Origin of the sequence: uncultured Cetobacterium sp. (assembly GCF_947038635.1) — a bacterium.
Taxonomy (GTDB): Bacteria; Fusobacteriota; Fusobacteriia; order Fusobacteriales; family Fusobacteriaceae; genus Cetobacterium_A.
Map to the genome: position 1 here is coordinate 1 of NZ_CAMQXC010000040.1, position 16,597 is coordinate 16,597.

The window sequence follows — 16,597 nt, forward strand, 5'->3', positions numbered from 1 at the left end:
ATAATATTTTTACTCTTCCTTTATTTCTTTTTATAAATTAAAATACATATCCAATATGAACTTGGAACAGTGCTTCATTGTTTAAAACATTGTTTGAAATTGAGAAGTCCATTGGTCCTAAGAATGTATCCCAACCAATTCCTATTCCATACCCTTGTTTTTCCATATCCCAAATACCTTTTTCACTTCCAAATCCTGAAAAATAATTATATGTTCCTGCATTATAATTTAGACTTAGATAAAGGTTTTGTGCCACCGTGTATTGTAGTCCTAAACTTCCTATAAAGAAGTTATCTGTATAAACAGAAGATATTGGTAATCCTACAAATGAGTAGTTTCTACGCATAGGATTACTTCTTAATCCTCCTAAATTAAATAACTCAGATAGTGGTGTATTTTCAGCATTATACATCTGCCCTCCACTTAATCCAGCATTTAATGACCAATTACTACTTAATGGGAAATATTTCGTTACCATTACTGAATACCCTTCAAAAGAGTTACCCTCTTTTGCATTTGTTTCAGAGAATACTTGTAATAATCCTTGACCACCTTTTGTTGCATACTCAGCTTGATTCATTGTATCGTAGTAGAAACTAAAGGTATTTGTGAAATATGAACCATCTTTTTTAAAGTAAGAGAAGTTTTTAATCTTCTCTCCAGAAGAGTAGTTCGTTTCCATGTTCTTATAACTTAACGTGTATCCCGCAATTATATCATTAAAAATAGTTGTTCCTATTGATAGATTTGTTTCAAAAGTATTATTTTCATAAGTTGAAACATTATCTCCACCTTTATATAAGAATATAGGGTTTAATCCATAACCTACTTCTGCTGAAACCAGTAATTTATGATCCCAAACATTATACTGAGTCATATCTGTTAATGATATCTTTGGATATTTTGAAAACTCAGCTTTTAACGTGTAGTTCTTTTGAGAAAGATTAAACTTATTAAATACAGGTATCTCAGCTACAGCTTCTAATCCAGCTCCATAGTTTGAAACATAGAATAACCCCGCCTTTAATTTTGTTTCTAATTTCTCTCTCACTGTGAAGTTAACTGTATCTCCATCTACAGTATAGAAAACTCTATCTACAAAGTTTTTAGCAAATATCTTCTCTGTCCATAGATTTAGCTCACTTACAGTTAAATCGCCTTTTTCTGGTCTTAACTTTTCCACTTCTTTTGTAGTTAACAGATCATTTCCACTTAATTTAACATTTTTTATATCAAATTTTCTATTTCTCATCTGCTCTTTCTTTAAATTTATCTCATTATACCTCTCTTTATCTGTTAATTTAGATAGTGCATAGTCAACTTTTTCAGATGCAATCTGTCCCTCTTCAACTAACTTTGGTAAATTATCAAAATCTAAAGTACTATGTTTTTTTACATCTGGTGTTATTAAAATATCTGGATAGTGAGTTTGAATCTCTGTATTTCTATCTCCAGTGTATGTTGATAACTTATCTAATATTTGAATTATATTTGAATTATCTGTAATTACAATAGGTTCTGCTGCTATATCTACTCCAATAACTATATCTGCTCCCATATTTATAGCTTGTAAAACTGGGAAGTTATCTGCTACTCCTCCATCTACATAATAGTTATCTCCCTCTCTTATTGGATCTAAGAAAGTTGGAATAGCCATACTTTTTAAAGTAGCTAAAGCCAAATCACCACTATTTATCTCAACTGATTCTCCTGTTTGAAGATTTGTTGTCATTGCTCTAAAAGGTATTGGAAAATCTTTAAAATTATTTATATTTTCTGCTCTTGCAAATATTTTCTTTAATTCTAAATAGATATATTCACCATTTAATACCCCCATTGGTAAAGAAAGATTATAATCTTTTGTTAAAGATATATTTAAAGGGTATTTATTCGATTGAGTTTTTTGCACTATTCCTTCTAAATCTCTATTTGAAGTATTTCTAAAAAGTTCATAAAATTGCAAATCTGTAACTGTTTTTTCAATCTCATCAGGTGTATATCCTACTGCATACATAGCTGCTATTATACTTCCAGCACTTGTTCCAACTATGTAATCTATTGGTATTTGATATTTTTCTAATGTTTTTAAAACTCCTATATGAGCAGCACCTTTAGCACCTCCGCCACTCAATACTAGTCCAACTTTAGGTCTAGATACATTTTGATTTTTGATAAAAGTCTGCTTTAATGTTTCTAAATTTTTTCTCTTTAACTCTAACTCTTGTATCTGCTTATCAATCTCTTTTATTTTTTCAGCAGCAGAGTTAACTCTGTTTGGAGACTCTTCAGCTCCTAAAACAGACAAACAAAGCACAAAAAATAAGATTATTTTTTTTAGCTTTCCCATTTAATCCTCCCATTTTTATTTAATCCTTTGATGATAATATTCCTGAACCAATTACAAGCCCTAATATTACATTTGTAAGAACAATTCCAGTTATTATCTCTACAACAACTAAAAACTGTGCCAACATAGTTAATGGATATACATCTCCATATCCTACTGTTGTTATTGTTATAAAACTAAAATATATATGTTTAAAATAAAACTCAATTTGTGGTAAATCTTGAGTTATACCATTGAAAACTGGTGTTGAACTAAATAAACTAAGTACAGTATATAGTAGTCCAAAACTTATGGCAATAGTTATATAAGTTGTTATTACAACAACTACATCTTTTGGAACAACTTTTCTTCTACGCCTAAAAAAATCTGCAAAAACATATTTTAATATTATTATATGACAAGCTATTAAAAGGAGTATATTTATAAAAGATAAGAAATAAAAGAAGTATTTTAAACTACTTTCATTTTCATTTATATTCAAAGAAAAGTTTATAATAGGCACTAATATTAAGTAATAAAATACTAACGCTGTCGCCTTTAATGGTCCATCTTTAAATATAAAATTCTTTTGTTTTAAAAAAACTAAGGGTAATATACTAAAAAATATTTTTACTGAACTTAATCCAATTTCTAAAAAATCTATTCTGATTTTATCTTTATCTACTAATACATGAGCCACAACTGATATTAAAACTGCTACTATCATTGATAAAATTGTATTTTTAAGAAAGTCATAAATCTGTTCTTTTTTGTATAATCTCATGTAACCTCCAAAATTTTTTTGTTTATAGAAATATACTTTCTAAATACTATTTTCCCTTTTAAAATTTCTTTAAAAGAATTTTATATCACCTCTTACTTTCAAAGTCAATCTTTTATCTAATTTATAATTTCGAAATATAATACGTAATTTTGTGTAATATTTTTCTATATAAAAAAAAGTGCCTAACTTTAGCTAGACACTATCTATTTTTTATTCTTTTCTCACAATCCACTCCACCAAGAAATTTACATAACTCTACAGTTTTTGGATTTTCAAATACTATTCCAGGAGGTCCCATCTCAACAATTTTTCCTCCACTTACGAAAATTACACAATCAGCTACCCCTTTAGCAAACTCCATTTCATGAGTTACTAAAACCATATCTTTTTTGTCTTTACGTAGCTCTTTTATGGCCTCTAGAATCTCTTTTGTTAAGGCCGGATCTAGAGCTGATGTTGGTTCATCTAAAAGTAAAAACTTTGGCTTTAGCGCCATTGCTCTCACTATTGCCACTCTTTGCTGTTGACCTCCTGACAATTGATGAGGATACTTTCCCTCATGCTCAAAAAGTCCAAATCTCTTAAGAAGTATTTCAGCTCTTTCCTTTGCGTCTTTAACAGGAATTTTATGAACTTTTTCTAAAGGTAAAGTTATATTCTCTAAGGCTGTCAAATGTGGAAAAAGATTAAAAGCTTGGAATACTACTCCAATACTTTTTCTATATTCATGAAGCTCCTCTTCCTCTTTGGGAATTCTCTCTCCATTCACTTCAATCTCACCACTATCTGAAACTTCTAGTCCAGCTAAAATTCTTAATAAAGTTGACTTTCCACCACCAGATGGTCCTATTATAACAATAGAGTGAATATTTTTTATATCTAAATTTAAACCATTTAATACGACCTGTTCTCCAAAACTTTTATGTAAATTATCAATTTTAATTTCCATAGCTATACCTCCTCTCTAAATATTTAGAAAGGTGAGAAATAGGATACGTTAGTATCAAATATCCAACTGCTAATATACAATAGTTTTCTATTGGAGAAAATGTTAAAGAATCTACCTCTTGAACATTTTTAGTAAACTCATTTACAGCTATTATTGATAGTAATGATGAATCTTTAATCAAACTTGCAAACTGACCTGCTAGAGGTGGCATCACTCTTTTTATAACTTGTGGTAAAATTATATATCTATACGTTTGGACCTTTGTAAAAGCCAAAGATCTTGCAGTTTCAATTTGAGTTTTATTTATACTTTCAATTCCTGCACGAATAATCTCTGAAACATAGGCTCCTGAGAATACTCCCATTATTAAAACTCCCATTATATAACGATTTTCAATTCCAAAAGCAGTTCCTATCACATAATAAAATAGATAAATTTGTACAATTAATGGTGTTCCACGAATAACCTCAGTAAATCCCTTAGCAAAATAATATGTTGGTAAAAAACTTCCTCTTTGCCCTAAAACTAAAAGTCCTCCTATTATAAAGCTTGCTATCAAAGAGAATATTGATATTACTAAGGTCATAGTAAATCCAATCATAAATTTATATTTATACTTTTCAATTATTCCTTCCCAATTATATGGGTAGTCTAATCTGCTAAAAGCAAAATGAAAAACTCCTAAAACTATTACAGTTACTAAAACTATATTTATCCACTTTACCGTTGTAGTCTCACTTTCAGTTTTTGGTCTAAAAAATAGAGTTTTTAGTATACTCATATCATCTCCTAATCAAAGAAGAAAGGTACATTTTTCTCTGTAAAGAAAGCTCTCTCCTCGCCTAAATATTTGTCAGCTAATTTATTAAATCCACCATTAGCCTTATATTCAACTATAAACTCATCAATTTGAGCTCCTAAATCCTCTTCACCTTTTCTATATGCTACTGCCCAAGGTTGTGATTCTGTTTCAAACTGAGCTAATAGCGGTGTTGTAGTTTCTGAATTTCTTGTCCAGTTTCTATAAATTGTTAGTGGATCATATATAAAAGCATCCACTTTACCTTGAGAAACCTCCAATATTGAAGCACTCTCTTTATCAAAAACTAATATTTCAGCATTTGGAAAATATTTTTGAGCTACAGTATGTCCACTTGTACCTTTTTTTACTGCAACCTTTTTTCCCTTTTGATTTAAATCATTGGCATTTGTAATACCAGATTTATTGTTAACTAACATTGCTAAATAACTTTTTGCATATGGTGTTGAAAAACTAACCGATTGTTTTCTTTCATCTGTCACAGACATAGATGATATTATTATATCTATCTTTTTTGTTTTTAATGCTGGAATTAATCCACCGTAAGCCATATCCTCTATAATAATATCTCTTCCTAAATACTCTCCAAGTGCGTAAGCCATATCTACACTTATACCTGTTGGTTTTCCATTTTCATCAGACATTTCAAAAGGAGGGTACGCTAACTCCATTCCAACAATCAAAGGTTTTTCATTTGCAAAAACTAAACTTCCTAAAATCAATGTTAAAAAAAGTATTATTTTTTTCATAAATATCCTCCGTCTTTAAAAAAATATTTTTATAGCTCTATTCTATTTCCGAATAAATCCAAGTTTTCCTCTAAAATTTTTAATTTAGTTCTACTCACAGATAACCAGTTATCTCCAACAAATGTTACTCTTTCATTTTTATAGTCAATCTCTTTTAATAAATTTTTATTTATAAGTGTTCCTCTATCTAGTTTTATAAAACACTCTAGTATTCTTAACTTATCTTCAACCTCTGAAAATCCTCTTTTTACACAATATATTTTTCCATTTTTAGTAGTAATCTCGGTTTTTCTTGTAATTCTACAATAATCTAAATATATAATATCATCTATTTTTACAATTGCTCTATAAAAAGTATCATTTATTACAATCTCTTTTATATTTTTCAAAATTTTTTTGTTGCTGAATAACTCTCTTAATGATCTTTCAATTTCAAAATAATCATCTCTATATATGCAGTCATATATCTCTTTTCTTTTAAAATAACCTTTGATTCTTCTAAAATCATCATCTCTAGAACATAATAACATAACAGGAATATTTTTTCTACTAAAAAAGTGTATTTTATTATCATTAATTTCATATTTTAAATCTATTATAACCACATCTATACTTTCTAAATCATAAGATATCACACTATCAATCGAATAAAACTCCGCCTCTAAAAGTTCTCTTAATATCTCTTGTAAATTTAAATCTATATTGACACCTATTTTTTTCAATTAAGTTCCTCCTGCAGCTTTTCAATCCTGTATCTACTTGCAACTAACGATATTTTTTCAGATATCTCTTCTAAATATCTTTTTTCTTCATAAACCAATTTAATATTTTTATTTTCTATTAAAATCAATGCTAAAAATGGATTTTTACTATATTTTAATCTCACTGCATAATCATACTTTTTATTTAAAATGTCACCTTTTTCCAACAAAATTTCTGATTCATCATAATTTCTATCTACTAAAAACTTTTTATAGTCCTCTCTTTTAATAAGTATTTTCGTTTCTACATCAATTAACTCTAAATTCTTTTTTAACTCCTTTGAAAGTTGCTCTTTAAACTCTTTATAATTTTTAGTTAGATACATTCTATTTACAAGGTTTTCTATATAATATTTATCAACTCTTAAAGTTCCTTTTATAAAATGAGTACACATATTTAATGTTAAAAATGAAAATATAATTCCTAGAGATAACCATACATTTTCTGTTATTATGAAAAATAGATATATATGTAAAAACATTTGAAATATTTTTAATGTTAAGATATCTATCTTTCCAATTGTATTTATATTTGTTAAAAATATATACCAAAAAATAAATACAAACTCAAACATATTTAAATAATAAAAATATTTACTATTATTTATAAAAAGTTCTACAATTAAAGATAGAACTATAAAACTTCCAATCATAATTAAATTTTTTTTTTCAATCTCTTTTATAATTTGCTTCTTTTTTATTTTCAAAGAACTTAAAAAAAACATTATTAATATAATAATTAAAGCATCTATCCATATATAGAAAAATATTACTATTTTTAAGAAATAAAGATAATTTACTACTAAATAATTTAAAATTTTAATATTTAAAATACTGCTCACAACAATAACTTCACCTAAATAATACATTAAAAATAAAATCCAAAGGCCTATATTTAAAACAAAATCATCTTTTAATTCATCCTTTATACTTTTCACATAAAGAAGTAAATATAATCCTAAAATACTACTAACTAAAGCATTTAATCTTATTAGAAAAATATTAGAAAAAACAGTTGTATTAGTTAAAATAATTTTTAAACAAACAAAAAATATTGGAAAAAACAACTCTTTTTTTGATAAGATTTCTTTTTTAAAATTATAAAATAACATAAAATTATATATTAAAAATATTACAGTCAACGAATTTAGAAAAATATTATTTTGTCGTAAATTGCTCTTTGGTAAATAATTTAGAAATAATTCAATAGGCTCTTTCTCTTTTTTCAAATGATATTTTTCAGTCAAATTTTTTTTTTCTTGAACCTCTAAAATATAATTTTTTCCTTTAGTATTAAAACTAGCATAGCCATCTAAATAGCTGTCTAATTTAATTTTTTCTAAGTTTTTATCCTCATTTTTATATAAAAAAATCTCCTCTTGATTTTTATTAAAAAAATCTATGCTTTCTCTATTATTAGATATTTTTATATAATTATCACTATTTTTTGATAAATATGTTAAAAATGATAGAATTATTAGAAATATTAAAGTATATATTCCCATCCTTTTTTTTATATCCATTCCCCCTCCTCATAATTTTTAAAAATTTAATTATTTATAACTTGTTTTATTATATCATTTTATCCTTTATTAATTAATATCTTCAGTAAAATAAAAACCCCCCTTAGAAACTGAGGGGGGTTTTATCTATTTCTAGACGTCGGGGCACTTCAAACTTTAACACAACGTTAAATGTTTCAAGGGTAAGTTTCCTTACATCTTAAATTATACATGTTTTTAGATTTTTTTAAAGTCCTTTAGAACATTAAGAGCGTTTTCACGCACAATTATTCAATTTCTATGAACATTTATTTAGGATTTAAATCACCTCTCCACATCTTTTTAGAAGAGCTTCCCATCTTCTATCTACTTCATTTTGCATCTCTTCTATTAAATGCTCATTTCCAGGTTTAAATAGATGAGCAAATCTTCCTTGATCTTTTATAAACTCTGTAATAGGAAGTTTATTTTTAGGTTTATAAGATAGTTTCCACTCTCCATTTATAACTTCAAACAGTGGCCAATAGCAAGTTTCAACTGCTAACTTACACATCTCCATTAGTTTTTCTGTAGAGTATCTCCATCCTCTTGGACATGGAGCTAACACATTTAAAAACGCTGCTCCCTCTGTATAGATAGCTTTTTCTGATTTTTCATGTAGATCTTTCATATTTCCTAAAAATGTTGTTTGAGCAACATACGGAATATTATGATCAGCAATAATAGCTGTTAAATCCTTTCTACTTTGAACCTTTCCATTGCTATCCTTACCAATAGGTGAAGTTGTTGTATCAGCATATCTTGGTGTAGCTGATGATCTCTGTATTCCTGTATTCATATATGCTCCATTGTCATAGCATACATAAACCATATCGTGCCCTCTTTCCATTGCACCAGATAGTGATTGGAATCCTATATCATAAGTTCCTCCATCCCCTCCAAAAGCTATGAATTTATATGTATCATCTATTTTTCCACGTCTTTTTAAAGCGTTGTAAGCTCCCTCTACTCCACTTAAAGTCGCTCCTGCATTTTCAAATGCACTATGGATAAATGAGTCCTTCCAAGCTGTATATGGATACATAAACGTTGATACCTCTAAACACCCTGTGGCATTTGCAATTACTGCCTTGTCCTCTACCTTTAAAGCTCTTAAAACTCCTCTTACAGCAACTCCTGCTCCACATCCTGCACAAAGTCTATGTCCTCCAGTTAATCTCTCTGGTTTATTCATTTCCTCTTTAAAATTATATGCCATCTTACTCCCCCCTTACTCCTAAGTGTCTGTAAACTCTACCAACTTCAAAATCTGATGTATGTGCTAAAAGCAATTCTGGGTTGTAAGCTATTTCCACTTGATCCTCTATAAGTTGTTTTGCGTGTGCTTCATAAAGAAGTTCATTAAATACTCCTTTTATAGTATCTACAGTTACGTCTCTTCCACCCAATCCATATACGTAGTTAAACATCTCTGGTCTATCATGCGAATCATAAAGGGCTGATCTAACCTCAGCAAAAAGTGGTCCTCCTGCTCCAGAGAATCCCTCACATTTATCCATTACTCCTACAACTTTTATACCTGTTAAAGTATATTTTAGTTCATCAAATGGGAATGGTCTAAATACTCTAATCTTAATAAGTCCAACTTTTTTACCCTCTGCTCTTAACTCATCTACAGCTTCTTTTGCTGTTCCAGCAGTTGAATTTATAACAACTATAGCTACATCTGCATCTTGCATTTTATACTCTTCAAAGAATGAGTATTTTCTACCTGTTAATTTCTCATAATCTTTTGCAACTTCTTTTATAACTTGTCTTGCTTTCATCATAGCATTAGCTTGTTGAACTTTATGCTCCATATAGAAGTTAGCTGTATCATATGGCCCATGAGCTATTGGTCTAGCTGAGTTTAATAGGTAATCCTCTGGATTATACTCTCCTACAAAAGCTTTAACTTTATCATCTTCTAAAAGCTCTATATTTTCAACAGCATGAGATGTTATAAATCCATCTTGGCAAACCATTGCAGGTAACATAACTCTTGGATCTTCAGCTATTTTTACAGCTTGAATGTAGTTATCATATGCCTCTTGATTTGTCTCACTATATATTTGAATCCATCCAGTATCTCTAGCTCCCATTGAGTCACTATGATCTGCATTTATATTTATTGGTCCTGTTAAAGCTCTATTTATAAGTGCCATAGTTATAGGTAGTCTCATTGAAGAAGCTACATACAGCATCTCCCACATTAAAGCAAGTCCGCAAGATGAAGTAGCTGTCATAGTTCTAGCTCCTGCTGCTTGTGCTCCTATAGCTGCTGACATTGCACTGTGCTCTGATTCTACTGGAATAAACTCTGTATTTACATTTCCATCTGCTACATACTTAGAGAAGTATTGTGGTACTTCAGTTGATGGTGTAATTGGAAATGCTGGCATTACATCTGGATTTATCTGTCTCATGGCTGTGGCTACAGCTTCGTTTCCTGACATTCTCTCTCTTATACTCATTTTCCTCTCTCCTCCTAAGCCTTTGTAAACTCTATCGCTTTAAATGGGCATACTGCAAAACAAACTCCACACCCTTTGCAGTGGTCCTGATCAAAATCTAGTCTTTTTCCATCTTTAACTGGAATAGCTGAATCTGGGCATACTGGAATACAAAGTAAGCACTGCTTACAATTCTCTTCAATAAAATCAACTTTCATTGTTCTCCAATCTCCAGTTTTAAAGTTTTCAGCACTTCCTGCTTCATATACTACTCCACCTGGAGTTATCTCTTGCCAAGTTATAGTTTCATCAATTATTCTACCGTTTTTATTTTTCATTATCCTTCCACCTCATCCATTGAACGCTTTAATGCACACATATTCCCCTCTAAAACTTGAGGTTTAGTACTAAATTTGTGTTTAAATGACTCTTCCATATTTTTTATAAACTCAGCTTCTGGTATAAGTTCACTAACTTTTACAACTGCTCCAAGCATCGGTGTATTTGGGAAGTATTTTCCTAAACACTCTTCAGATATCTTTCTAGCATTACATGTATAAAGTCTTCCTGTATAACCTCTCAATTCAGCTCTTAACTCTTCAGGACTTCTCTCACTATTTACAATTATAGCTCCACCCTCTTTAAGACCTTTTTCCACTTCAATTGCTTTTATTAAAGTTTCATCTACTACAACTACAAAGTTTGGTTCATAAATATTTGAATGAACTCTAATTGGTTCATTTCCTATACGATTATAAGCTGTTATTGGTGCTCCCATTCTCTCTGGTCCATACTCAGGAAATCCTTGAACATACATCCCACTACTAAATGCTACATCTGCTAATAGAAGAGAAGCTGTCTTTGCACCTTGTCCACCTCTACCATGCCATCTGATTTCTACCATTTTACTCATGATCTACCATCCTTTTTTAAATTTTACTTAAATAACGATATATTGTTGATTCAGAAACATTTAAAGCTTCTGAGACCTCTAAAACTCCACCTCTTAAATCAAATATCCCCTTTTGGTGAAGTTTTTTTATAACATTAAGTTTCTCCTCCCCCTCTATCTCTTTCCAAGATACTCTACCTTTTAAAATCTCAAGTAAAGCCTTGTTTATCATCTCTTTTATAGAGTTTGGAAAATCCACTTCTGTTACTAACTCTTTTTCATCTTTTAAATTTAGACCAAAATTTGCCATACTCTCCATTTGATAAGCTATGTTTAAATAACTACTCACATCTACATTTACACATATCATTCCAATAATATTCTCATTCATATTTTTTATAAAAAATGTTGAGGATCTAAGAATTTTTCCTCCTACAACACCCTTTGAGTTTGTTATAAACTCTTTATCATCATAGAGTCTCTCTTTTAAAATCTTTAATCCAAATTCACTCATAGGAGAACCTATCTCTCTTCCACTCACATGGTTGTTGAATATCTCGATACTAGAACTACTTATATCTGTTAAATCATGAAGAACTACCTCTACATTTTCTCCATAACATTTAGACATAAATCTTGCTACTTTTCTGTACTCTTCTAAGATCTCTAAGTCTCCCTTCAATTTTATCCCCCTCCTTTTCCAATAAAGGTATATACCCCACACTTTTCAAAAAGTCAAAAAATTTTTCTTATAGTAAGAATTTTTTTCTCATTTTTCCTATTCAATAAAAAAAGAGAGTTTCCTCCCTTAATTTGCTAATAATCCGATTTTTAACATGAACAGTCCAACTCCATATATCATTGGAAAAGCCACTATACTTCTTAAGAAAAATATTTTCATTACATCAAAAAAATTAAACCCTATTTTTGAATTCATAAGAATAATTCCAGTTTCACTAAAGTATATTAGTTGTGAAAAAGTAAGTCCTCCTATTACAAATCTAGCTAACTCACTTGGACAATCTTTAATAAATACAGCTGGCAACCACATATCTGTGATTCCAATTATCATAGATGGTGCCATATACTTAGCTATCTCTCTTTCAAATCCTATAAATTCTAAAAAAGGTACCATTGGTGCTGTTATAACTTGGAAAACTGTTGTTTTTTCGGCTAGAACTAATCCTATTGTTCCTATTAACATTATAACAGGAGTAAAAGTTACATATATTGTTAAAACCTTTAAAAATGAATCCTTTAAAACCTTTGTGGCCTTTGTTCTTCCAGCTACATCTGAAGCTAGCCTTAAAGCATAACTCATACTCGTATCTCTTTCATTTGGAGCTTCTCCCTCTTTATAATAGTTATCTTTAAACTTTTTTAAAGGAAGTCTTGAAATTACAACTCCTGTTAAAATTGTACAAACTACAATAGAACCATAAAAGTATCCAAATATATGTGATAATCTAAGTAAATCTGCCATCATTATAGCAAATGATATTCCAACTAAAGAGAAAGATGTAGCTATTATCGCCGCTTCTTTTTGAGTATAATACCCTTTTTCATATTGTTGATCTGTAACTACAATTCCAATAGTTCCATCTCCTACAAAAGATGCTAAAGCATCTATTGCTGCATATCCTGGTACTCTAAAAAGTTTTCTCATATATGGAGCTATTAAGGTTCCAATAAATTCAACTAATCCAAAGGATGTAAGAAGAGGTATTAACATAACTTCAAGTAAAAACGTTACTAAAATAGTTGGAAGCAGCTCATCAATCATCATTAAACCTGTTCCTTCATCTGCTATTACACTACCTATTACATTGGGTAAAAAATTATATGCTATTAAAATTAAAGTCAATGCTCCAATTATTCTCACTATTGATACAAACTTACTACTTATAAAAAATTCATCTAAAACTCTATCATTAAAAGTTTTCTTTTTTATTCCCAAAATAGTTCCAAATATGGTGACCACAGCAAATCCTATCATAAAGGATTTAACTACTCCCACATATCCGCTAACTATATAGCTCTTTATATGCCCTAAAAGCATTGCTGATTCTCCTCCAATTACAATTGGAACTAAAAAAAGCCAGATTCCCATAAAAGAATAAAATCCGAATTTAAAAGTATTGATTACCACTATCGCCTCCCTATTTTTTAGTCAAAAAAAGAGCGCATAAAATACGCTCTCAAAGATAACAAATAACAAAATTCTGAAATATTGTTATGGCAGCGTCACAATATTTATGTTCACAGGATTATAACGTCTTTGCCATCGGCCTTAGGCTCAGTTTATAAAGGTGAACTAATATTAAAATTTTATAATGCATTATGATGCATTTTCGTTATTTTGTCAATATATTATTTTTTAATTTTTTCTACCACTTTTAAGCTAACTCTAAACCATTTCTTAAATCTGTAATTATGTCCTCTACATCCTCAAGTCCTACAGAGATTCTAACTAATCCATCAGTTATTCCTGCTGTTAATCTCTCCTCTCTTGTATATGGTGAGTGTGTCATTGAAGCTGGGTGCTGAATAAGTGTCTCTGTATCTCCTAATGAAACTGCTAATGAACAAAGTTTTAAGTTATTTAATAGAGTTTTTCCTGCATCCATTCCACCCTTTAATTCAAAGGCAAAAATTCCTCCAAAGTCTTTCATTTGTTTACATGCAATCTCGTGTCCTGGATGTGTTTTTAATCCTGGATAGAACACTTTCTCAATCTTAGGATGAGTATTTAAAAACTCCGCTACTTTTCTAGCATTAGAACAGTGTCTTTCCATTCTAATCTCTAAAGTTTTCATTCCTCTAATTATGTAATAAGCATCCATTGGACTTAAAACTGCTCCAGTCATATCTTTAACTCCAACAAGTCTAACTTGAGTTACTAAATCCATTTTACCTACAACAAAACCTGCTATTACATCTCCATGTCCATTTAAATATTTTGTAGCTGAGTGAACAACAACGTCTGCTCCTAGTGTTAAAGGTTTTTGACAATATGGTGTTGCAAATGTATTGTCCACTACAACTAATATATCATCATTGTGTGTGTGTGCTATTTTTGAAACTGCTTCTATATCAACTATTTTCAGATTTGGATTTGCTGGTGTCTCTAAGTAAACAACTTTTGTATTAGCTTTTAAAGATCTCTTTACAGCTTCTAAATCTGAAGTATCTATAAACTCTACATCTATTCCAAATCTTGTTAATCCATGGCTAAGCAGTGCAAATGTACATCCATAAAGTGTTTTGTCTGCTAAAACATGGTCTCCAGCTTTTAAAACTGTCCACATTACTGAAGCTATTGCTCCCATTCCTGAAGCTGTGGCCAGTGCTGCTTCTCCCTCTTCTAAAAGAGCTAACTTTTTCTCTACAACTGTTACTGTAGGGTTTCCTAGTCTTGAATATATATATCCCTCTTCCTCTAAAGCAAATCTTTTTCCCCCTTGCTCAGCTGAATCAAATATAAATGTTGATGTTTGATAGATTGGTGTAGCTAAAGTTCCAAAAGGATTTTTCTCACTTCCACCATGAATCGCTATTGTTCCAAAACCATTTTTCATATTTTTATCCATAATAACTCCTCCCTATGAAACCTATTTTTAACACAATTATACCTCTTTTATATCTTAAAGCAAGGTTTCAAAGGAAAAACTGTTATATAACAGTTAAAAAAAGCCAGATCTTTCGATCTGACTCTCTATCTCAATACATCACTATATAAAAACATTGCTAAGTAAAAGTAAATTACTAAGGCTAATGCATCAACAATAGTTGTAACTAGTGGCCCTGCCATTATAGCTGGATCTAAGTTTAATTTTTTAGCTCCAATTGGAAGTAGTCCTCCAACTAATTTTGCTATTACTACTGTTATACCTAAAGTAAACGATACTAGCATTGACATTTTAAAATCTTGCTTTAATATATAATTCATACGTAAAAAGTTTACAGCTCCTAATCCTAATCCTACGATTAAACTTACTCTTAACTCTTTCCATACAACTTTTAAATAATCACTCATTTTAATCTCTCCCAAAGCCATTCCTCTTATTATAAGAGTTGACGATTGAGAACCAGCATTTCCTCCTGTATCCATAAGCATTGGAATTGCTGCAGCTAAAACTACCATCTGTTCTATTATCTCTTCATATTTACTAATAATTGATCCTGTAAAAGTAGCTGAAACCATTAGTACTAAAAGCCATGTTAAACGATTTTTAGCTAAGTGTAAAACTGAAGTTTCTAAATACTCCTCCTTACTTGGTGCCATAGCAGCCATCTTCTGGAAGTCCTCTGTATTTTCCTCTTCAATAACATCTACCATATCATCTATAGTAATAATTCCCACTAAAATATTTTCTTTATCAATTACTGGTAAAACTGTTAAATCATACTTTTTAAATAACTTTACAGCTTCCTCTTGATTTGTTGATGTTTTTACAGAAAGTATATTCTTATCCATAATATTTTCTATAACTTCATCGTCTGAAGATGCTAAAAGTTTCTTTAAAGTTATCTCTCCCTCAAGCTTTTTATTCTTATCTATAACATAAGCAACATCTATAGTTTCAAGTTCCTCTGCATATTTTCTTATATGCTCAAGACTCTCTTTTACTGTTTGGTTACTTCTTAGAGAAAGATACTCTATTGTCATTAAACTTCCTGCTGAATCCTCTTCATAAGATAAAAATTGATTTATTAGAGATCTATTTTCATGCTTGTAGTTCTCAAGCACTCTTTTCACAACATTTGAAGGCATCTCTTCTAAAAAGTCAATCATATCATCAAAATATAGCTCCTCTAATAGAGATTGAAGCTTATCATCATTTATTGAACCTACAATTTTTATCTGCTCATCGGCATCTAAATTTGCAAAAACTTCCGCTGCTAACTCTTTGTGTAAAAGTCTAAAAAGAATAATTATATCTTTTTCATTTTCACTATTAGCTTCAATAAATTCAGCTATATTTACAGGAGTTTCTAAGTTTAGAACCTCCTTTAGACCTTTTAAATCTTTTTTTAATAGAAGCTCTTTTACTTTTGTTTCAAACATTTTTCCTCCTTGAATTTTGCAGAGGAAAACTGAAGAAAAATTTCTAGACCTTTCCCCTACAAACTATATATTAAATTGTTTTTATTTTTAGTCCGTTTGGGGTAACTATCCATCTTTTCTCTCCTTTAATTTATTTTTGTTTTTCAACCTTTAAATTATACCTTTTTTATAAAAAAAAGTAAATATTTTATATTTTTACATAAAAAATAGCAGCTCACAAAATAACGTGAGCTGCTTTTCTTTTCCCTTCATAA

Annotated in this window: 15 protein-coding genes; all 15 read right to left on the bottom strand. The window is 29.8% G+C overall.

Going from position 1 to position 16,597, the window contains the following annotated elements; translation table 11 throughout:
- Positions 1-37: 37 nt before the first annotated feature.
- The gene (locus Q0V08_RS05600) at positions 38-2,347 is read right to left on the bottom strand and encodes a patatin-like phospholipase family protein (protein WP_297432838.1); all 2,310 of its coding nucleotides are present in this window, start codon (positions 2,345-2,347) and stop codon (positions 38-40) included.
- A gap of 19 nt (positions 2,348-2,366) precedes the next feature.
- A complete protein-coding gene (locus Q0V08_RS05605) occupies positions 2,367-3,110 on the bottom strand; it encodes a potassium channel family protein (protein WP_185890771.1) in 744 nt (247 codons plus the stop codon).
- A 199-nt stretch (positions 3,111-3,309) separates the two neighbouring features.
- Positions 3,310-4,059: an amino acid ABC transporter ATP-binding protein gene (locus Q0V08_RS05610; protein WP_257163056.1), complete on the bottom strand. Its 750-nt coding sequence runs from the start codon at positions 4,057-4,059 to the stop codon at positions 3,310-3,312.
- Positions 4,049-4,840 (bottom strand): amino acid ABC transporter permease, encoded by a 792-nt coding sequence (locus Q0V08_RS05615; protein ID WP_257163057.1) that lies wholly within the window; start codon positions 4,838-4,840, stop codon positions 4,049-4,051. The genes Q0V08_RS05610 and Q0V08_RS05615 overlap by 11 nt, the downstream gene beginning before the upstream one ends.
- Positions 4,841-4,848: 8 nt before the next feature.
- Positions 4,849-5,628: a transporter substrate-binding domain-containing protein gene (locus Q0V08_RS05620; RefSeq protein WP_297432843.1), complete on the bottom strand. Its 780-nt coding sequence runs from the start codon at positions 5,626-5,628 to the stop codon at positions 4,849-4,851.
- 29 nt (positions 5,629-5,657) lie between these two features.
- Positions 5,658-6,350 (bottom strand): LytTR family transcriptional regulator DNA-binding domain-containing protein, encoded by a 693-nt coding sequence (locus Q0V08_RS05625; RefSeq protein ID WP_023052001.1) that lies wholly within the window; start codon positions 6,348-6,350, stop codon positions 5,658-5,660.
- Positions 6,347-7,912 carry a hypothetical protein gene (locus tag Q0V08_RS05630; RefSeq protein ID WP_297432845.1) on the bottom strand — a complete coding sequence of 522 codons (1,566 nt, stop codon included), beginning with the start codon at positions 7,910-7,912 and terminating at the stop codon, positions 6,347-6,349. The genes Q0V08_RS05625 and Q0V08_RS05630 overlap by 4 nt, the downstream gene beginning before the upstream one ends.
- 298 nt (positions 7,913-8,210) lie before the next feature.
- Positions 8,211-9,149, bottom strand: a complete 939-nt coding sequence (locus tag Q0V08_RS05635) for a thiamine pyrophosphate-dependent enzyme (protein ID WP_185890780.1) — start codon at positions 9,147-9,149, stop codon at positions 8,211-8,213.
- Position 9,150: 1 nt separating this feature from the next.
- Positions 9,151-10,404, bottom strand: a complete 1,254-nt coding sequence (gene porA / locus Q0V08_RS05640) for a pyruvate ferredoxin oxidoreductase (protein WP_297432847.1) — start codon at positions 10,402-10,404, stop codon at positions 9,151-9,153.
- Positions 10,405-10,418: 14 nt separating this feature from the next.
- A complete protein-coding gene (locus tag Q0V08_RS05645) occupies positions 10,419-10,721 on the bottom strand; it encodes a 4Fe-4S binding protein (protein WP_256690485.1) in 303 nt (100 codons plus the stop codon).
- Positions 10,721-11,296, bottom strand: coding sequence for a 2-oxoacid:acceptor oxidoreductase family protein (locus Q0V08_RS05650; protein WP_023052085.1), 576 nt, complete (start codon positions 11,294-11,296; stop codon positions 10,721-10,723). Before Q0V08_RS05650 ends, Q0V08_RS05645 begins: the two co-directional genes overlap by 1 nt.
- 16 nt (positions 11,297-11,312) lie before the next feature.
- Complete coding sequence (locus tag Q0V08_RS05655) at positions 11,313-11,957, bottom strand: PAS domain-containing protein (protein ID WP_297432852.1); 645 nt, start codon at positions 11,955-11,957, stop codon at positions 11,313-11,315.
- Positions 11,958-12,083: 126 nt separating this feature from the next.
- Positions 12,084-13,424 (bottom strand): nucleoside recognition domain-containing protein, encoded by a 1,341-nt coding sequence (locus Q0V08_RS05660; protein ID WP_297432854.1) that lies wholly within the window; start codon positions 13,422-13,424, stop codon positions 12,084-12,086.
- A gap of 247 nt (positions 13,425-13,671) precedes the next feature.
- Positions 13,672-14,865 (bottom strand): methionine gamma-lyase, encoded by a 1,194-nt coding sequence (gene megL / locus Q0V08_RS05665; RefSeq protein WP_297432856.1) that lies wholly within the window; start codon positions 14,863-14,865, stop codon positions 13,672-13,674.
- Between the two features lie 125 nt (positions 14,866-14,990).
- Positions 14,991-16,343 carry a magnesium transporter gene (mgtE, locus tag Q0V08_RS05670; RefSeq protein WP_297432857.1) on the bottom strand — a complete coding sequence of 451 codons (1,353 nt, stop codon included), beginning with the start codon at positions 16,341-16,343 and terminating at the stop codon, positions 14,991-14,993.
- Between the last annotated feature and the right edge of the window lie 254 nt (positions 16,344-16,597).

Bases quoted from the DNA above. Each gene is read 5' to 3' on its own strand.
- Q0V08_RS05620 (WP_297432843.1), bottom strand. From the start codon at position 5,628: ATGAAAAAAATAATACTTTTTTTAACATTGATTTTAGGAAGTTTAGTT.
- megL (WP_297432856.1), bottom strand. From the start codon at position 14,865: ATGGATAAAAATATGAAAAATGGTTTTGGAACAATAGCGATTCATGGT.
- mgtE (WP_297432857.1), bottom strand. From the start codon at position 16,343: ATGTTTGAAACAAAAGTAAAAGAGCTTCTATTAAAAAAAGATTTAAAA.
- Q0V08_RS05605 (WP_185890771.1), bottom strand. From the start codon at position 3,110: ATGAGATTATACAAAAAAGAACAGATTTATGACTTTCTTAAAAATACA.
- Q0V08_RS05635 (WP_185890780.1), bottom strand. From the start codon at position 9,149: ATGGCATATAATTTTAAAGAGGAAATGAATAAACCAGAGAGATTAACT.
- Q0V08_RS05600 (WP_297432838.1), bottom strand. From the start codon at position 2,347: ATGGGAAAGCTAAAAAAAATAATCTTATTTTTTGTGCTTTGTTTGTCT.
- Q0V08_RS05650 (WP_023052085.1), bottom strand. From the start codon at position 11,296: ATGAGTAAAATGGTAGAAATCAGATGGCATGGTAGAGGTGGACAAGGT.
- Q0V08_RS05610 (WP_257163056.1), bottom strand. From the start codon at position 4,059: ATGGAAATTAAAATTGATAATTTACATAAAAGTTTTGGAGAACAGGTC.
- porA (WP_297432847.1), bottom strand. From the start codon at position 10,404: ATGAGTATAAGAGAGAGAATGTCAGGAAACGAAGCTGTAGCCACAGCC.
- Q0V08_RS05615 (WP_257163057.1), bottom strand. From the start codon at position 4,840: ATGAGTATACTAAAAACTCTATTTTTTAGACCAAAAACTGAAAGTGAG.
- Q0V08_RS05630 (WP_297432845.1), bottom strand. From the start codon at position 7,912: ATGGATATAAAAAAAAGGATGGGAATATATACTTTAATATTTCTAATA.
- Q0V08_RS05645 (WP_256690485.1), bottom strand. From the start codon at position 10,721: ATGAAAAATAAAAACGGTAGAATAATTGATGAAACTATAACTTGGCAA.